This window comes from Streptomyces sp. NPDC012769, assembly GCF_042901205.1.
In the GTDB taxonomy this organism is placed as follows: Bacteria; Actinomycetota; Actinomycetes; order Streptomycetales; family Streptomycetaceae; genus Streptomyces.
The window spans coordinates 1,326,493-1,340,949 of the sequence record NZ_JBIBCP010000001.1 but is presented as its reverse complement, the minus strand read 5'-3'; the positions used below and the strand labels follow the sequence as shown (position 1 = coordinate 1,340,949).

At 72.8% G+C, this 14,457-nt stretch carries 11 protein-coding genes; 8 read left to right on the top strand and 3 right to left on the bottom strand.

Translation table 11 applies throughout. From position 1 onward, the window contains the following. Positions 1–36 precede the first annotated feature (36 nt). Genes ACFY7C_RS05995 through ACFY7C_RS05980 form a run of 4 tightly spaced genes read left to right on the top strand, consistent with a single transcriptional unit; the run spans position 37 to position 4,912 of the window. Complete coding sequence (locus ACFY7C_RS05995) at positions 37–1,041, top strand: ornithine cyclodeaminase family protein (protein ID WP_389644374.1); 1,005 nt, start codon at positions 37–39, stop codon at positions 1,039–1,041. Then, a complete protein-coding gene (locus ACFY7C_RS05990) occupies positions 1,032–2,429 on the top strand; it encodes a Y4yA family PLP-dependent enzyme (protein ID WP_389644372.1) in 1,398 nt (465 codons plus the stop codon). The genes ACFY7C_RS05995 and ACFY7C_RS05990 overlap by 10 nt, the downstream gene beginning before the upstream one ends. A 33-nt stretch (positions 2,430–2,462) precedes the next feature. Continuing rightward, the gene (locus ACFY7C_RS05985; RefSeq protein ID WP_389644370.1) at positions 2,463–3,491 is read left to right on the top strand and encodes a cysteine synthase family protein; all 1,029 of its coding nucleotides are present in this window, start codon (positions 2,463–2,465) and stop codon (positions 3,489–3,491) included. Between the two features lie 5 nt (positions 3,492–3,496). Next, a complete protein-coding gene (locus tag ACFY7C_RS05980; RefSeq protein WP_389644367.1) occupies positions 3,497–4,912 on the top strand; it encodes an MATE family efflux transporter in 1,416 nt (471 codons plus the stop codon). Positions 4,913–4,979: 67 nt separating this feature from the next. Here the strand turns inward: ACFY7C_RS05980 and ACFY7C_RS05975 are convergent, their stop codons facing one another. Continuing rightward, positions 4,980–6,962 (bottom strand): amino acid transporter, encoded by a 1,983-nt coding sequence (locus tag ACFY7C_RS05975; RefSeq protein WP_389644364.1) that lies wholly within the window; start codon positions 6,960–6,962, stop codon positions 4,980–4,982. Between the two features lie 766 nt (positions 6,963–7,728). Between ACFY7C_RS05975 and ACFY7C_RS05970 the strand changes: the two genes are divergently transcribed. Beyond that, a complete protein-coding gene (locus tag ACFY7C_RS05970; RefSeq protein ID WP_389644361.1) occupies positions 7,729–9,249 on the top strand; it encodes an NCS1 family nucleobase:cation symporter-1 in 1,521 nt (506 codons plus the stop codon). Here the strand turns inward: ACFY7C_RS05970 and ACFY7C_RS05965 are convergent. Together ACFY7C_RS05965 and ACFY7C_RS05960 are read right to left on the bottom strand one after the other, a co-directional pair. Next, positions 9,212–10,567 carry an acyltransferase family protein gene (locus ACFY7C_RS05965; protein WP_389644359.1) on the bottom strand — a complete coding sequence of 452 codons (1,356 nt, stop codon included), beginning with the start codon at positions 10,565–10,567 and terminating at the stop codon, positions 9,212–9,214. The genes ACFY7C_RS05970 and ACFY7C_RS05965 overlap by 38 nt on opposite strands. Before the next feature lie 144 nt (positions 10,568–10,711). Continuing rightward, positions 10,712–11,518: an SGNH/GDSL hydrolase family protein gene (locus ACFY7C_RS05960; RefSeq protein WP_389644356.1), complete on the bottom strand. Its 807-nt coding sequence runs from the start codon at positions 11,516–11,518 to the stop codon at positions 10,712–10,714. Between the two features lie 167 nt (positions 11,519–11,685). Between ACFY7C_RS05960 and ACFY7C_RS05955 the strand changes: the two genes are divergently transcribed. Genes ACFY7C_RS05955 through ACFY7C_RS05945 form a run of 3 tightly spaced genes read left to right on the top strand, consistent with a single transcriptional unit; the run spans position 11,686 to position 14,446 of the window. Beyond that, a complete protein-coding gene (locus tag ACFY7C_RS05955; protein WP_389644353.1) occupies positions 11,686–12,390 on the top strand; it encodes a response regulator in 705 nt (234 codons plus the stop codon). Continuing rightward, positions 12,387–13,892 carry a sensor histidine kinase gene (locus tag ACFY7C_RS05950; RefSeq protein WP_389644350.1) on the top strand — a complete coding sequence of 502 codons (1,506 nt, stop codon included), beginning with the start codon at positions 12,387–12,389 and terminating at the stop codon, positions 13,890–13,892. The genes ACFY7C_RS05955 and ACFY7C_RS05950 overlap by 4 nt, the downstream gene beginning before the upstream one ends. Next, a complete protein-coding gene (locus ACFY7C_RS05945; protein ID WP_389644347.1) occupies positions 13,889–14,446 on the top strand; it encodes a hypothetical protein in 558 nt (185 codons plus the stop codon). Before ACFY7C_RS05950 ends, ACFY7C_RS05945 begins: the two co-directional genes overlap by 4 nt. Positions 14,447–14,457: the final 11 nt, after the last annotated feature.

Below are 14,457 nucleotides of genomic sequence, written 5' to 3'. Positions count from 1 at the left end.
CATCCCACGGACAACCACCGGACGAAGGGGACTCCCATGACCGCCAGCACCGAACTCGCGGCCGACAAGAGCCTGTGCGTGCTCAGCACCAGTGACATCGCGGGCATCGACATCACGCTGACCGACGTCGTCGACGTCGTCGAGCAGGCGTACCGCACCCTCGCCGCCGGGCAGTCGGACAACCCCCGCAAGCTGACGGTCAAGCCCGCCGACGGCCACTCCGTCTCGTACGCGATGCTCGGCCGCGACGGCGTGCGCGACGTCGTCGCCATCAAGACCTCGTACAAGCACGGGCTGCACGAGGAGCGCGACAAGCAGCACTACTACACCGCGCTCACGATCTACGACGACGTCACCGGCCTGCCCGTCGCCATGATGGACTGCGGCCGCATCGGCTCCCTGCGCACCCCGGCCGTCTCCGCCCTGCTCGCCCGCGAGCTCGCCGCGCCCGACAGCCGCACCGCCCTGGTCATCGGCACCGGCACCCAGGGCCGCCTCGCCCTGCCGTTCCTCCTCACCACCCTGCCCCGGCTCGACCGCCTCATGGTCTACGGCACCCACCCCGACGGGATACGCGCCGTACGCGAGCAGCTCCACAGCCACTTCCCCGACCGCGAGGTCGAGATCGTCGACGACCTGCGCGCCGCCGCCGGCGCGGCCGACGTGATCGTCGCCACCGCGGGCCCGAACACCCCGGCCGAGGTCGAGGCCGACTGGCTGAAGCCCGCCGCCCTGTGCATCCTCGTCGGCCACGGCATCGCGCCCTCCACGCTCCACCGCGCCGACCGGGTCATCGCCACCAGCGCCGCGCAGATGAAGGTCACCGGCACCGACATGGCCGACGCCGACGGCGAACTGCGCGAGGTCGACGCCGAGTTCCCCGAGGTCCTCGCCGGCCGCGCGTCCGGCCGCACCGACGCCGGCCAGAGCGTCTTCGCGTACAACAGCGGGCTCGTCGTCACCGACATCGCCCTCGGCCACCGCTTCGCGCAGCTCGCCCTCGCCCAGGGCGCCGGAACGCGGGTGCCGCTGTGGCAGTGACCAACCCGCCGAGCCTGCCGGCCCACCCCGATCCGCGGCTCGACGCGATCCTGGCCGGCGACCTGCCGCACGAGCTGGCGCACGCCTTCGGCGGCCCCTTCCACCTGCTGCTGCCCGAACGCTTCGACGCCAACGTCGCCGCCTTCCGCACCGCCCTCGACGAGGCGGGCGTCGACGGCCACGTGTACTACGCCAAGAAGGCCAACAAGGCGGCCGCCTGGATCGAGCGGTGCGCGGTGAACGGCACCGGTGTCGACGTGGCGTCCCTCGGCGAGCTGCGCGAGGCGCTCGGGCACGGCGTACGCGGCGAGAACCTCGTGGTGACCGGACCCGCGAAATCCGACGACCTGCTGCGCATCGCCGTCCTCCAGGGCTGCCTGATCGCCGTCGACGCCCTCGACGAACTCGACCGGATCGTCGCGCTGACCACGGTCACCCGCCCGGCCCGGCTGCTGCTGCGCCGGCTGCCCCCGGCCCAGCCGCACAGCCGCTTCGGCCTGGACGACGCCGAACTGGCCACGGCGCTCCAGCGGTGCGCGGACGCCGTCGGCTCCGTACGGATGGAGGGCTTCTCCTTCCACCTGTCCGGGTACGCCACCCAGCCCCGCGCCGACCTCGCCGGCGAGCTCGTCGAACTGTGCCTCAAGGCCCGCGCCATGGGTCTGCCGGCCGACCGGATCAGCATCGGCGGCGGCTTCGCCGTCGACTACGCGGCGGCCGGCGACTGGGAACGGTTCCTCGCGGAGCAGGGCCCCGGCGATTACCACGCCGGCAAGACCTTCACGCCCGCCGACTTCTACCCGTACCACTCGCCCGTCGCCGGCGCCGACGCGCTGCGCGCCATCCTCGCCGCCCGGCCTTCCGGGGGCGGCGCCCCGCTCGCGGACCGGCTCCGCGAGGCCGGCGTCACGCTCCTGATGGAACCCGGCCGCGCTCTGCTGGACCGGGCCGGCTGCACCGTCTTCCGCGTCCAGGGCGTCAAGGAGCGCAGCGGCTACGCCATCCTCACCGCGGACGGCACCAGCCTGAGCCTGTCCGAGCAGTGGTTCAACAGCGAATATCTGCCCGACCCGGTGCTCCTCACCACCGGCGAACGGCGCGAGGGCGCCCCCGGCCTCCCCAACCCCGGCGAGCGACCGGACACCGCCCCGGTACGCGCCTGCGTCGGCGGCGCGACCTGCCTGGAGTCGGACATGCTCACCTGGCGCAAGGTCGCCTTCCCCGTACGACCCCGCCCCGGCGACCTCCTGGTCTACCCCAACACCGCCGGATACCAGATGGACTCCAACGAGTCGCCCTTCCACGACCTTTCCCTCCCCCCGAAGGTCGTCCTCGACGAAGCAGACGGACGCGTCCGCTGGCGGCTCGACCGCCGCCCGCCCTCCTGACCTTCCCTCCCCTCTGGAGCCCTGGAGCCCTTCATGCACAAGGACCTGATGCGCCCCGCCGTCGTCAGCCGCGTCTCCGACCTCATCGGCTACACGCCCCTCTTCGAGCTGTGCCGCACCGAGAACGGCAGCCGGCTGCTGCTCAAGCTGGAACAGTTCAACCCCACCGGCACCGCGAAGATCCGCATGGCCCGCGCCATGATCGACGCCGCCGAGGCGGCCGGCGAACTCCGCCCCGGCGGCCGCATCATCGAGTCGACCTCCGGCAACACCGGCCTCGGCCTCGCCGTGATCGCCGCCGAACGGGGCTACACCTTCACGGCCGTCGTCGACAACCACGCCGCCGCCGACAAACTGCGCGGCATGAAGGCCATGGGCACCGAACTCGTCTACGTCGTCGACGACGGCACCGAGGAACTCGCCACCGCCGCCCGCGAGGACCTCGCCGAGAAGATGGCCGACGAGGACGACAACGCCATCTTCACCGAGCAGCACAACAATCCGGCCAACGCCGTCGGCTACTACGCCGTCGGGAGAGAGCTGGCCGCCGCCCTCGACGGCCGCGTCGACATCCTCATCGGCGCCGTCGGAACCGGCGGCGGCCTGTGCGGCACCGGCCTCGAACTGCGCCGCACCGTCCCCGACGTCCGCATCGTCGGCGTCGAGCCGAAGGGATCCATCGCCTTCGGCGGCCCGGCCCACGACTACTACCAGTCCGGCACCGGCACGCCCGAAGGCGCCACCATCGGCGCCCTGGTCGACTTCGACCTCATCGACGAGGGCGTCAAGGTCGGCGACGTCGAAGCCTTCGCCACCGCCCGCGTCGTCGCCCGCAAGACCGGACTGCTCATCGGCGGCTCCGCCGGCGGTGTCGTCTACGAGGCGCTGACCCGGATGACGGCGCTGCCGCCCGAGACCACTATGGTCGCCTTCGTCAACGACGGCGGGGAGAAGTACATGGACACCGTCTTCAACGACGACTGGATGAACGCTCGCGACCTCATCGACCCCACGGTCGAGCGCGAGATCGACGAACTGCTCACCAAGCTCCGCGGGAACTGAGACCGATGCCGACACCCCTACGCACCCTGCTGACCGACAGCCGGGCCCTCGCCGGCCTGGCCGTGCCGCTCGCCCTCACCCAGTTCGCCCAGGTCGCCCTGACCACGACGGACACGGTGATGATGGGCCTCATGGGCGCCGAGGCGCTCGCGGCCGGCGGCCTCGCCATGGTCATCTTCAACCAGCTCCGCACCATGGGCGTCGGCATGGTCACCGCCGTCGGCAACCAGGTGGCCGCCGCGGCCGCCCGCGCCGAAGCGGCGGACACCGACACGGCACGGGCCGAGGCCGCCGAGGACGTACGCGACCTCGTCCGCGCCGCCCTCGCCCTGGCCACCCTCGCCGGCCTCGCCGGCGCCGTGCTCATGATCCTCATCGGCCACGCCGTCGCCTGGCTCGGCCAGGACGCCTCCGTCGTCGACGCGGCCAAGCCCGTCCTCTACGCCATGGCCCCGGGCCTGATCCCCTGCCTGTGGTTCCAGGCCATCAGGCAGTTCACCGTCGGCATGCGCCGCCCCCAGGCGCTGCTCCAGATCACCCTCGCGTCCATCGCCGTCAACGCCGCCCTCAACTGGGGCCTCATCCACGGCACCTGGATCCTCCCGGAGCTGGGCCTGGCCGGCATCGGCGTGGCCACGTCCCTGGTGTACCTGCTGACCTGCCTGGCGCTGTACGCCTTCACGGCCCGCGACGCCACCCTCGCCCCCCTCCTCGACATCCGCGTCTGGAAGACCCGCCCGAGCACCCTGCGCCGTCTCACCGGCCTGGGCACCCCCATCGCCGCCACGTACGGTTCCGAGGCCGGCTTCTTCTTCGTCGTCGCCCTCATCGTCGGCACCTTCGGCAGCGCCGCCCTCGCCGCCCACACCGCCGTCAACCAGCTCGTCTACCTGGTCTTCCAGATCGCCGTCGGCCTGTCCCACGCCGCGTCCATCAACGTCAGCCGGGAACTCGCCCTCGGCCGGATCGACGCCGCCCGCCGCCTGAAGAACACCGCCCTGGCCTGCGCCGCCGCCGTCATGGCCGTCGTCGGCGCCGTCTACCTCCTCGTCCCCGAACTGGTCCTGCGACCCTTCCTCTCCCCGGACGAGACCACGGCCCTCGCGATCGCCACCGACCTCCTCCTCATCGCCGCCGTCCTGCAGTTCTTCGACTGCACGCAGAACATCGGCGTCGGCCTGCTGCGCGGCCTGGACGACACCAAGGGCGGCTTCCACGTCACCCTCGTCGGCTACTGGCTCATCGGCCTGCCCGCCGCCTGGCTCCTCGGCCGCTTCACCGGCCTCGACAGCACCGGTGTCTGGCTCGGCCTGCTCACCGGGCTCGCCGCCACCGCCCTGCTCCTGCTGCGCCGTTACCACCGCGGCCTCGAGGCCCGGGCCGCCGAACCGGCGGCCGCGGAACCCGCGGCGAAGGTCTGAGCCGGTGAAGGCCCGAGCCGGCGGAGATCTGCGCCGGCGAAGCCGGCCGGTCACCCGGTCGTAGGCGTCAGCCGCCGACGTGGATGCCCGGCCGGCGGTCGGGATCGGGTTCGTGCTTGCGGATGATCTCCCGGGTGACGGGGGCGGTGTCGCCGCGGCCGAGGAGGAAGTAGCGGAACATGTGCAGCAGCGGACTGCCCTCGGCCCACGCGAAGTAGCAGTGCGGCTTGACGCCCGTGGTGTCGCGCAGGGCCAGGAGGATGGCGGCGATGGCGTTCGGGGCGGCCGGTGCCTCCGCTCGCAGGACCCGGTAGCCGTCGACCTCGACGCCGCGCACGGTGAGGGCCTCGCTGAAGTCCGAGGGGTCGACCACGTCGATCTCCAGGAAGATCACGTCGGCCGGGCCCGGCACCGGATTGGTGCCGCGCTGCTCGGACTCCTTCCCGCCGTACTCGGCGGCGTCACCGGCCTGGCGGCGGTTGGCGATGATGTTGATGGCGGCGTCATGGGCGAGCGTGTCGGTGATGAACTGCCGGGCCGCCGGGTCGAAGACGATGCGGTCGGCGCGCAGTTCGGTGGTGCGGGACACGCGGGAGACCAGCGAGACGAGGATGATGCCGGCGATGAAGATGCCGGAGATGGTGATGCCGTCCGGCTTGTCGACGATGTTGTAGACCAGGGCGTACAGCAGGACCGCGGTGAGCAGTCCGAAGCCCGCCGCGACCAGGCGGCGGCCGGAGCGCGCCACGGAGATGGTGACGGCGAAGGCGCCGGAGACCATCATGGCGAGGATCCCGGTGGCGTAGGCGCCGGCCTGGGCGTCGACGTCGGCGTCGAAGGCGATGGTGATGAGGATGCACAGGGCGGTGTAGACGAGCACCACGGGCCGCACCGCCCGGCCCCATTCCGGGGCCATGCCGTACCCCGGCAGGTACCGCGGCACGATGTTGACCAGTCCGGCCATGGCGGACGCACCGGCGAACCACAGGATCAGGATGGTGCTGATGTCGTAGACCGTGCCGAACGCCTCACCGACGTGCTCGTGCGCCAGCCAGGCCAGCGCGCGGCCGTTGGCCGCCCCGCCGGGCGCGAACTCCTTCTCCGGGATGAGGACGGTGGTGACGAAGCTCGCCGCCAGCAGGTAGACGCTCATGATCAGGGCTGCGGTGGTCAGCAGCTTGCGGGTGTTGCGGATCCGCGAGCGCAGCCGCGCCCCGTCGTCGGCGCCCTCGGCGGACACGAGCGGCATCATGCTCACCCCGGTCTCGAAGCCGGACAGGCCCAGGACGAGCAGCGGGAACGCCAGGAGCGCCGGAGCCATCAGGTCCCCGAAACCGGCGCCACCCCCGACAAGGGCGTCCGTCCAGGCCGCGAACGCTCCCGGAGTGGTGACCACATGGACCAGGCCGACGGCGATGATGACCGCGTTCAGCGCCAGGAAGACGGCGACCAGCGGGATCGCCACGGTGACGGCCTCGCTGAAGCCGAGCAGGAACACACCGCCGAGGACCAGCAGCAACGCCACCGTGAGCGCGACCTCGTGGCCGTGCAGCGCCGCGGGGAAGAAGGGGTTCTCGACCACGTGGACGGAGGCGTCCGCGGTGGACAGGGTGATCGTGATGATCCACGAGGTGGCGACGAAGCCGAGCAGGACCAGGACGAAGAGCTTGCCCCACCAGAACGGCAGCAGATCCTCCAGCATCGCCACCGACCCCGCCCCGTGCGGACTCTCACGGGCCACCCGGCGGTACATGGGCAGCATGCCGAGCAGGGTGAGCGCCACGATCAGCAGTGTCGCCAGCGGGGAGACCGCCCCTGCCGCGAGCGCGGCGATGGCCGGCACGTAGGCGAGGCTGGAGAAGTAGTCGACTCCGGTCAGGCACATGACCTTCCACCAGGCGTGCGGCTGTGCGTGGGCTTCGCCGGCCGCCGGCCCCACCGGCTGGACCTGGTGGCGCAGCAGCCACCGGGCCACGGCGCCGGTCGGCTGCGTCCGCAGGGCCGGACTGTCCACCACTTCGGGAACAGCCTGCTCGCCAGGGTCTGCCATCTCCCCCATCAACCTTTCCTCGCTCGAGCACACGGGCGTGCGGTCACCACATCGACGGCTCCGCGCCGACCAACGAGTATGCGACGGCCCGGACGGGCCGCCCGACCAAGCTCTCAGGGCCGCCGACACCCTCACAGCGGTGTCTCCGCGCGGTGTACGGCGCCGTCCCCGCCCCGCCGTCCTGTGGAGAATTTCGCCCCACGGATCCGCGGCGGCGGAGCGCGGCGCCGTGAGCGCCACCCGCCGCACCGCCCGACCGGCCCGGCCAGGAAGGCCCCCGACAGCCCCCCTGAGCTGCGGTTTTCTCCAGACGTACGCGACAGGCGGCGGCCACGGATGACGGCGGGAGCGGCCCTGGGCCCCCGCACCCCGACCCCGGGAACCACACGAGGTCACCAGCGGTTCCCGCCCGATCGCGGGCACGGCGACCCTGAGGAGCTCGCCCGCGACCCGGCGCACGCCCCCGTGCGGCCGAGCGGCACGCCCGGCGGGGAGGGACGCGATTCCTAGCGCGTTCTTAACGACCCTTACGGGATCCAGCCGGCCCTTACGGAGCCGGGGTGGGCTCCAGAGGTCAGCGCACTCGGCGCTCGTGCACAAGGAACCGCCTTCGTCGATTCCGCGGTGCGGTGGAAGGGAAGGAACTCGCCGTCGACCGGTTCGCCGTCACCGACATCGCCGCGATCACCCCTCAGCTCCCGCAGCCGAACCCCCCACGTCCCGCACGGCCCTTCCGACCCGTCCCTGACCGAAGGGTTCCGCCGCCATGACCGCCACCAGCCCCTCCGACAGACCGGCGACAGCCGACGACCGTGTCGAGCTCACGCCCGGCACGGCCCCGGCCGACCCGCGTTTCGTCAACGACGACCTCCTGCCCGTCCCCGTCGCCGAGCGCCGCTGGACCACGTACAACTTCGCCGCCCTCTGGGTCGGCATGGCCCACAACATCCCCTCCTGGATGCTCGCCTCGGGCCTGGTCGCCCTCGGCATGGACTGGGTGCAGGCCGTCGTCACCATCGCGCTCGCCAATGTGATCGTGCTGCTGCCGATGCTGCTCACCGGGCACGCCGGTCCGAAGTACGGCATCCCCTTCCCGGTCCTCGCCCGCGCCTCCTTCGGACTGCGCGGCGCCAACCTGCCCGCGCTGATCCGTGCCGGTGTCGCCTGTGCCTGGTTCGGCATCCAGACCTGGATCGGCGGTCAGGGCGTCTTCGTCCTGCTCGGAAAGACCTTCGGCGGCTGGGCCGACGCGGACCGGATCGCCGGCCGGCCCTGGACGCTCTGGCTCTGCTTCGTCCTCTTCTGGGCGCTCGAACTGGCCATCATCCACCGGGGCATGGAGGCGCTGCGCCGCTTCGAGAACTGGGCCGCGCCCTTCGTCATCGTCGGCGCGCTCGTCCTCCTCGGCTGGATCGCGGTCAAGGCCGGCGGCTTCGGGCCGCTGCTCGACCAGCCCTCGAAGCTGGGCTGGGGCGCGGACTTCTGGCCGGTCTTCTTCCCGTCCCTGATGGGCATGATCGCGTTCTGGGCCACGCTCAGCCTCAACATCCCGGACTTCACCCGCTTCGGCGCCGGACAGCGCGCCCAGGTCCGGGGTCAGACGCTCGGCCTGCCGACCACGATGACCCTCTTCGCGCTGCTGTCGGTCCTGGTCACCTCCGGATCACAGGCCGTGTACGGGGTGGCGGTGTGGGACCCGGTGGCACTGGCCGCCAAGACCGACAACGTCTTCGGACTGCTCTTCGCCCTGGTCACGGTCCTGGTGGCGACCCTGTCGGTGAACATCGCCGCGAACGTCGTCTCGCCCGCGTACGACCTCGCCAACCTGGCGCCACGGCTCGTCGACTTCCGCAAGGGCGCCCTGATCACCGGAGTCGTCGGCGTCGTCATCATGCCGTGGAAGCTCACCTCCACCCCCGAGCTGTACATCTTCACCTGGCTCGGCCTCGTCGGCGGGCTGCTCGGCACCGTGGCCGGCATCCTCATCGCCGACTACTGGCTCGTCCGGCGCACCGTCCTCGACCTCGAAGGGCTGTACCGCGCGGACGGCCCCTACTGGTACCGGGGCGGCTGGAACCCGGCCGCCGTCCTCGCCTTCGCCGTCGGCGGCATCCTCGCCATCGGCGGCTCCCACTCGGCCCCCGGCACCGGACCCTTCCCAGAGGACGGTCTGATCCCCTTCCTGAAGCCGCTCGCCGACTACGGCTGGGCCGTCGGCCTCGCCGCCTCCCTGCTCCTGTACACCGCGCTCATGAAGGGACGAGCGGCCTCGCGGTCGCCCCGCTGATCCACGACGAGGCCGGTGCCGGCGCCGCCGGCGGCGCCGGTGCCGGGTGCGGAGGCGCTCCCGCGGTCAGGCGGGTGATGTCGACGGATCCGGCGCCGACGGCGGGCCGCGGCGTCAGGGCCCACAGGGCGGCGAGTGCGAGGAGGGCCGCGAGGAGGGCGGCGGCGCCGGTCCGGCCGTAGGACCAGCGCGCGCGGAACCGGATCGGGTCTTCCACCAGGACCTTGGAGAGCCACGCGGCGGCCAGGGACACGGCGAGCAGCACCGCCGTGCGGCGCCGGCCGGTCAGGCCCAGCCGGTCGTCGGTCAGCAGCAGGAAGACCGGCCAGTGCCAGAGGTAGAGGCCGTACGAGATCAGGCCGAGGCCACGCAGGGGCGGCACGGCCAGGGCGCGGCCGAGAGGGGAGCGCGGGGCTCGGGCGACGCAGGCGATGAGCAGGGCGGCGCCCAGGGCGTGGAGGAAGAGCCCGCCGTGGAAGAGACCGGGGGAGTGCTGTCCGTCAGCGGCGAACCAGTACGCGGCGATTCCCGCCGCCAGGACGAGACTCCACCGGCCGACGGCGCGCTCACCGGCACGGCGGAGCAGCCGCGCGGCCGGTTCGGTGGCCATGAGCGAGCCGAGGAGCAGCGAGAAGGCGCGGGTGTCGGTGCCTTCGTAGACCCGCGTGGTGTCGACCGGATCGGCGAGCGCGACCATGAGGACGAGGGAGAGGACGGCCCCGGTCGCGGCCGCGACCGCCACGCGCCGGTCGCCCGAGCCCGCCCCGCCGCCGCGCGCGAGCACGACGATCAGCAGGGGCCAGACGAGGTAGAACTGCTCCTCCACCGCGATGCTCCACAGGTGGCTGAAGACCTGCGTGTCGGACGACTGCCAGTAGCCCACCTGATCGGCGATGAAGTGCCAGTTGGCCAGGTTGGCCACGACCCAGGGCGTGTCGTCGAGGGCCTGCCGTACGACGGACGGCGTGCCGAACGCCCCGACGAGGAGCAGGGTGCCCGCGACCATGACGGCGAGGGCGGGCGCGAGGCGGCGGGCGCGCCGCCCCCAGAACGCGGCCAGGTCGATACGGCCGTTCCGGGTCCGCGCCTCGCCCAGGAGCAGGCCGGTGATGAGGAAGCCGGACAGGACGAAGAAGAGGTCGACGCCGAGGAATCCGCCGCCGAAGTGGCCGGCGTGGAAGAGCAGCACGCCGAGGACCGCCAGCCCGCGCAGACCGTCCAGGGCGGCGATGTGGTGGGAGCGTGCCGGTGCCCGGGCGGGGGCCGGGGCGGCGGGGGCGCGGCGGGGGGAGTGTGGGGCGGGCGTCTGCGTGACCAAGGGATCTTCCTCGGGGGAGGGGGGAGGGGGGAGGGGGGAGGGGGGAACGAGGCGGCTCCGAGGCGGAAGTCCCGGAGCCGTCTCGCGTACGGGCGTGGGTGTGGTGGGCGCGCGCCGAGTGCCGCGCCGTCGACGTGCCGGGCGCTACGCGCAGCCGAGCCGGCCGTAGACCTGGTCGCCGGTCCACGGCCCGTTGGCCCACTGGTCCGGGGCAGCGGGCTCGAAGGAGTACCGCTTGTCCAGTTCCTTGCCGAACCAGGTGGCGAAGGCGGCCGACCCCTGCTGACAGGAGTGGATGCCGTCCTTGCTGCGCTGCGCCTTGGCGGCGGATGCGTCGGTTCCCCACAGGGCGGCGGCGTCGAGGAAGCGGACGGTGTCCGGGTGCTCGTCGGCGACCTCGCGCGCCGAGGCGGGGGCCGTCCTGATGGCGGCCTCGTGCTCCTCGTAGAAGTCGTCGATCTTGAAGGGCGGCGCGGAGACGATGAGCAGATCGGCCCCGGCCTCGTTCACGGTCCTGGACAGGCGTTCGTATCCGGCCCTCTGTTCGGCGGCGGTGCCCCAGTCGTAGGTGGTGATCTGGTAGGCCACCACGTCCGGCTTGAACGAGGCGAGTTTCTTCGGGAGTTCCTCCCAGGTGGGCGCGGCGATCTCGCCGATGACACCGCCGCCTCCCGCGGCGGCCATGGAGGCGAACTCGGCCCCGCCCGCTGTGATCGCGGCGGCGAGGGCGGGGGCCTCGGCCTCGCCGATGGAGTCGCCCATCCACAGCAGCCTGCGCGGCTTGGTGTCGTCGGTGCCGGTGCCGGTGCCGGTGCCGGTGCCGGTGCTGGTGGCGTCGGGGCCGCCGGCGGCTCCCTGGCAGGCGGTGAGACCGAGGACGGCCGCGGTGGCCGCGAGGGCGAGACCGACGGTCCGGCGGGCGGGGGAAGGAGTGGTGGTGATGAAGTCCATGCCCTCGACGGAACCAGCGAGAGCGGCGAGAAGGGCAGGCTGTCATCGTTTCATCACGAAAAGCGGAATCTCCCGTCATACGCTTCGAGCACCCTGGTCGAACAACACCCCCGGGCGAACGACACCGAAGCCCCCGGAACCGCAGACGGGAGAAGAGCACACCCGCCATGGCACGAGTCCTGCTCATCGAAGACGACCTGGCCGTCCAGAAGGGCGTCACCCTCGCGCTCAAGCGCCGGGGACACGAGGTGGAGGTCGCGGCCAGCGGTGAGACCGGCCTGCTCGCTCTGGAGCGCCACCGCCCCGACCTGGTGCTGCTCGACCTGATGCTGCCGGGGATGAGCGGCCTGGAGGTGTGCCGGCGCATCCGCGAGAGCAAGCAGGTCCCGATCATCATCCTCTCCGCCCGCGGCGACGACATCGACATGGTCGTCGGACTCGAGGCCGGCGCCGACGACTACATCGTCAAACCGGCCGGCAGCGAGGTCCTCGAAGCCCGCATCAAGGCGGTCCTGCGCAGGGTCGCCCCCAGCCAGGGCGGCGAGACCGACGCGCCAGCCCAGACGGGAGCGGAGCGCCACCGGGACCTGGCCGTGGACCGCACGGCGCTCATCGTGTCCAAGAACGGCACGGAACTCGCCCTCGCGCCCTCCGAACTGAAGCTGCTGCTGTTCCTCTCCGCCAAGCCCGGCCAGGTCTACAGCCGCCAGCAGCTCCTGGAGCAGGTCTGGGAGCACTCCTTCTACGGCGACGCGCGCCTCGTCGACGCCTGTGTGATGCGCCTGCGGGCCAAGATCGAGGACGACCCGCGCACCCCCGCGTACGTTCAGACCGTGCGCGGTTTCGGCTACCGCTTCGGGCCCGTCACATGACACTTCGGCTCCGCGTCCCGCGCGGCCTGAGGGCACGGCTCGTGGTCGCCTTCCTGCTCGCCGTCGCCTTCGGCTCCCTGCTCACGGCGGGGCTCACCTTCCTCCAGGCCCGCTCCGCGATCCTTGACCGCACCCAGGACGACGCCGTGGCCGACCTGCGTGCCCAGCTCGACTCCCTCGCCCCCGGCCTGCCCTTCCCGCCCAGCACCGAGGACCTGCGGGCCCTGGCCCTCCAGCTCGACCGGGCCGGCGGCGCCCGCACCTGGCACTCCGCCGCCTCCTACCAGGACGGCCCCCTGGTCTCCGCCTCCCCCGCCACCCCGCCGCTCCCACCGGAACTGCGCCGGGCGGTACGGGAGGACGGCGAGGCCGCGTACCAGCGCATCGCCCACGACGGCCGCCCGTGGCTCGTGCTCGCCATGCCCGTCGCGTACGCCGAAGCCGAAGCCGAAGCCGAAGCCGACGCCGCCGACGACCCGCCGCCGCCGGACCGTACGAACAGGTCCTCCGGACTCACCGTCTACGCCTCCTTCCCGCTCGACGACGACCAGGCCGACATCGCCGCCCTCCTCACCGCCGCCCAGGCCGGAGCGGTCCCCGCCCTCGCCCTCGCCCTCGTCCCCGCCCTGTTCGCCGCCCGCCGCGTCCTGCGCCCCGTGCGCCGACTCCACGACGGCGCCGAACGCATCGCCGCCGGCGAGCTGGGCACCCGTCTCGAGACCGACGGCCACGACGAACTCGCCGACCTCACCCGCACCTTCAACGCCATGGCGGCCACCCTGCAGAAGGACGACGCGGAACTGCGCCGCATGGAGGCGGGCGCGCGCCGCTTCGCCGCCGACGTCGCCCACGAACTGCGCACGCCGCTCGCGGCGATGAGCGCCGTCACGGGAGTCCTCGACGAGGACGCCGCCTCCGGCACCCTGCCGCCCGACACCGCCGACGCGGTCCGCCTCATCAGCGACGAGACCCGCACCCTCGCCCGCATGATCGAGGACCTCATGGAGGTCTCCCGTTTCGACGCCAGGACTGCGCCCCTGCGGACCGAGCACGTCGACCTGCGCACGCTGATCGCCAAGACCCTGCGCCTGCGCGGCTGGGACACCGACGAGCGGGTCACCGTCGACCTCGCCGGCCCCGTCCGCGTCCACGCCGACCCCCGCCGCGTCGACGTCATCCTGGCCAACCTCGTCGGCAACGCCCTGCGTCACGGACACCCGCCCGTCACCCTGCGCGCCCGGGCCGAGCGGGACCGGGCGGTCCTCACCGTGACCGACCACGGACCGGGCATCCCGGACCATGCCCTGCCCCATGTCTTCGACCGCTTCTACAAGGCCGACACCGCCCGCGCCCGCTCCGAGGGCAGCGGCCTCGGCCTCGCCCTCGCCCGGGAGAACGCCCTCCTGCACGACGGCACCCTGACGGCCGCCAACGCCCCCGGCGCCGGAGCCGTCTTCACCCTGACCCTCCCGCTCGACCCGACCCCGCCGGAACCCCGATGACCTCCCGTACCCGTGCCGGCGGCGCCCTGGTGGTCGCCCTCACCGCCCTCACACTCACAGCCTGCGGCATCACGCCCACCGGCCCCACCCCCGCCGGGGCCCCCGCCTCCGGCATCCAGCGGCCCGGCACCGAGGCCCGTACGGCCCGGCTCTACTTCGCCGGCCCGTACGGCCTGCGCGCGGTCAACCGCCCCACCGACCGCCCGCTCAGCCCGCAGCAGGCCCTCGACCTCCTCCTGGAAGGCCCCACCCCCGCCGAGCGCGAACGCGGCCTGATCACCCAGGTCCCGCCCATGGCCGGCCAGCTCACCGCCACCACCACCTCGGGTGCGGTCGACCTCTACGTACCCCGCACGGTGAGCAGCGGCGACCTCGACGTCACCGCCGTCGCCCAGCTCGCCTGCACCGCCGCCCACGCCCACGTCCCCGGCGACCGCCCCGCCGCCCAGGTCGACATCCGTATCCACGAACGCCTCACCCCGTCCGCCACCCCCACCACTCCGTGGACCGTCCGCTGCGGCCCCAACGGCAGCGTGACACCGGTGGCCGGCTAGATCCGGGACGG

Coding starts and splice junctions, on each gene's coding strand:
- ACFY7C_RS05995 (WP_389644374.1), top strand. CDS start 37: ATGACCGCCAGCACCGAACTCGCGGCCGACAAGAGCCTGTGCGTGCTC.
- ACFY7C_RS05985 (WP_389644370.1), top strand. CDS start 2,463: ATGCACAAGGACCTGATGCGCCCCGCCGTCGTCAGCCGCGTCTCCGAC.
- ACFY7C_RS05980 (WP_389644367.1), top strand. CDS start 3,497: ATGCCGACACCCCTACGCACCCTGCTGACCGACAGCCGGGCCCTCGCC.
- ACFY7C_RS05975 (WP_389644364.1), bottom strand. CDS start 6,962: ATGGCAGACCCTGGCGAGCAGGCTGTTCCCGAAGTGGTGGACAGTCCG.
- ACFY7C_RS05970 (WP_389644361.1), top strand. CDS start 7,729: ATGACCGCCACCAGCCCCTCCGACAGACCGGCGACAGCCGACGACCGT.
- ACFY7C_RS05960 (WP_389644356.1), bottom strand. CDS start 11,518: ATGGACTTCATCACCACCACTCCTTCCCCCGCCCGCCGGACCGTCGGT.
- ACFY7C_RS05955 (WP_389644353.1), top strand. CDS start 11,686: ATGGCACGAGTCCTGCTCATCGAAGACGACCTGGCCGTCCAGAAGGGC.
- ACFY7C_RS05950 (WP_389644350.1), top strand. CDS start 12,387: ATGACACTTCGGCTCCGCGTCCCGCGCGGCCTGAGGGCACGGCTCGTG.
- ACFY7C_RS05945 (WP_389644347.1), top strand. CDS start 13,889: ATGACCTCCCGTACCCGTGCCGGCGGCGCCCTGGTGGTCGCCCTCACC.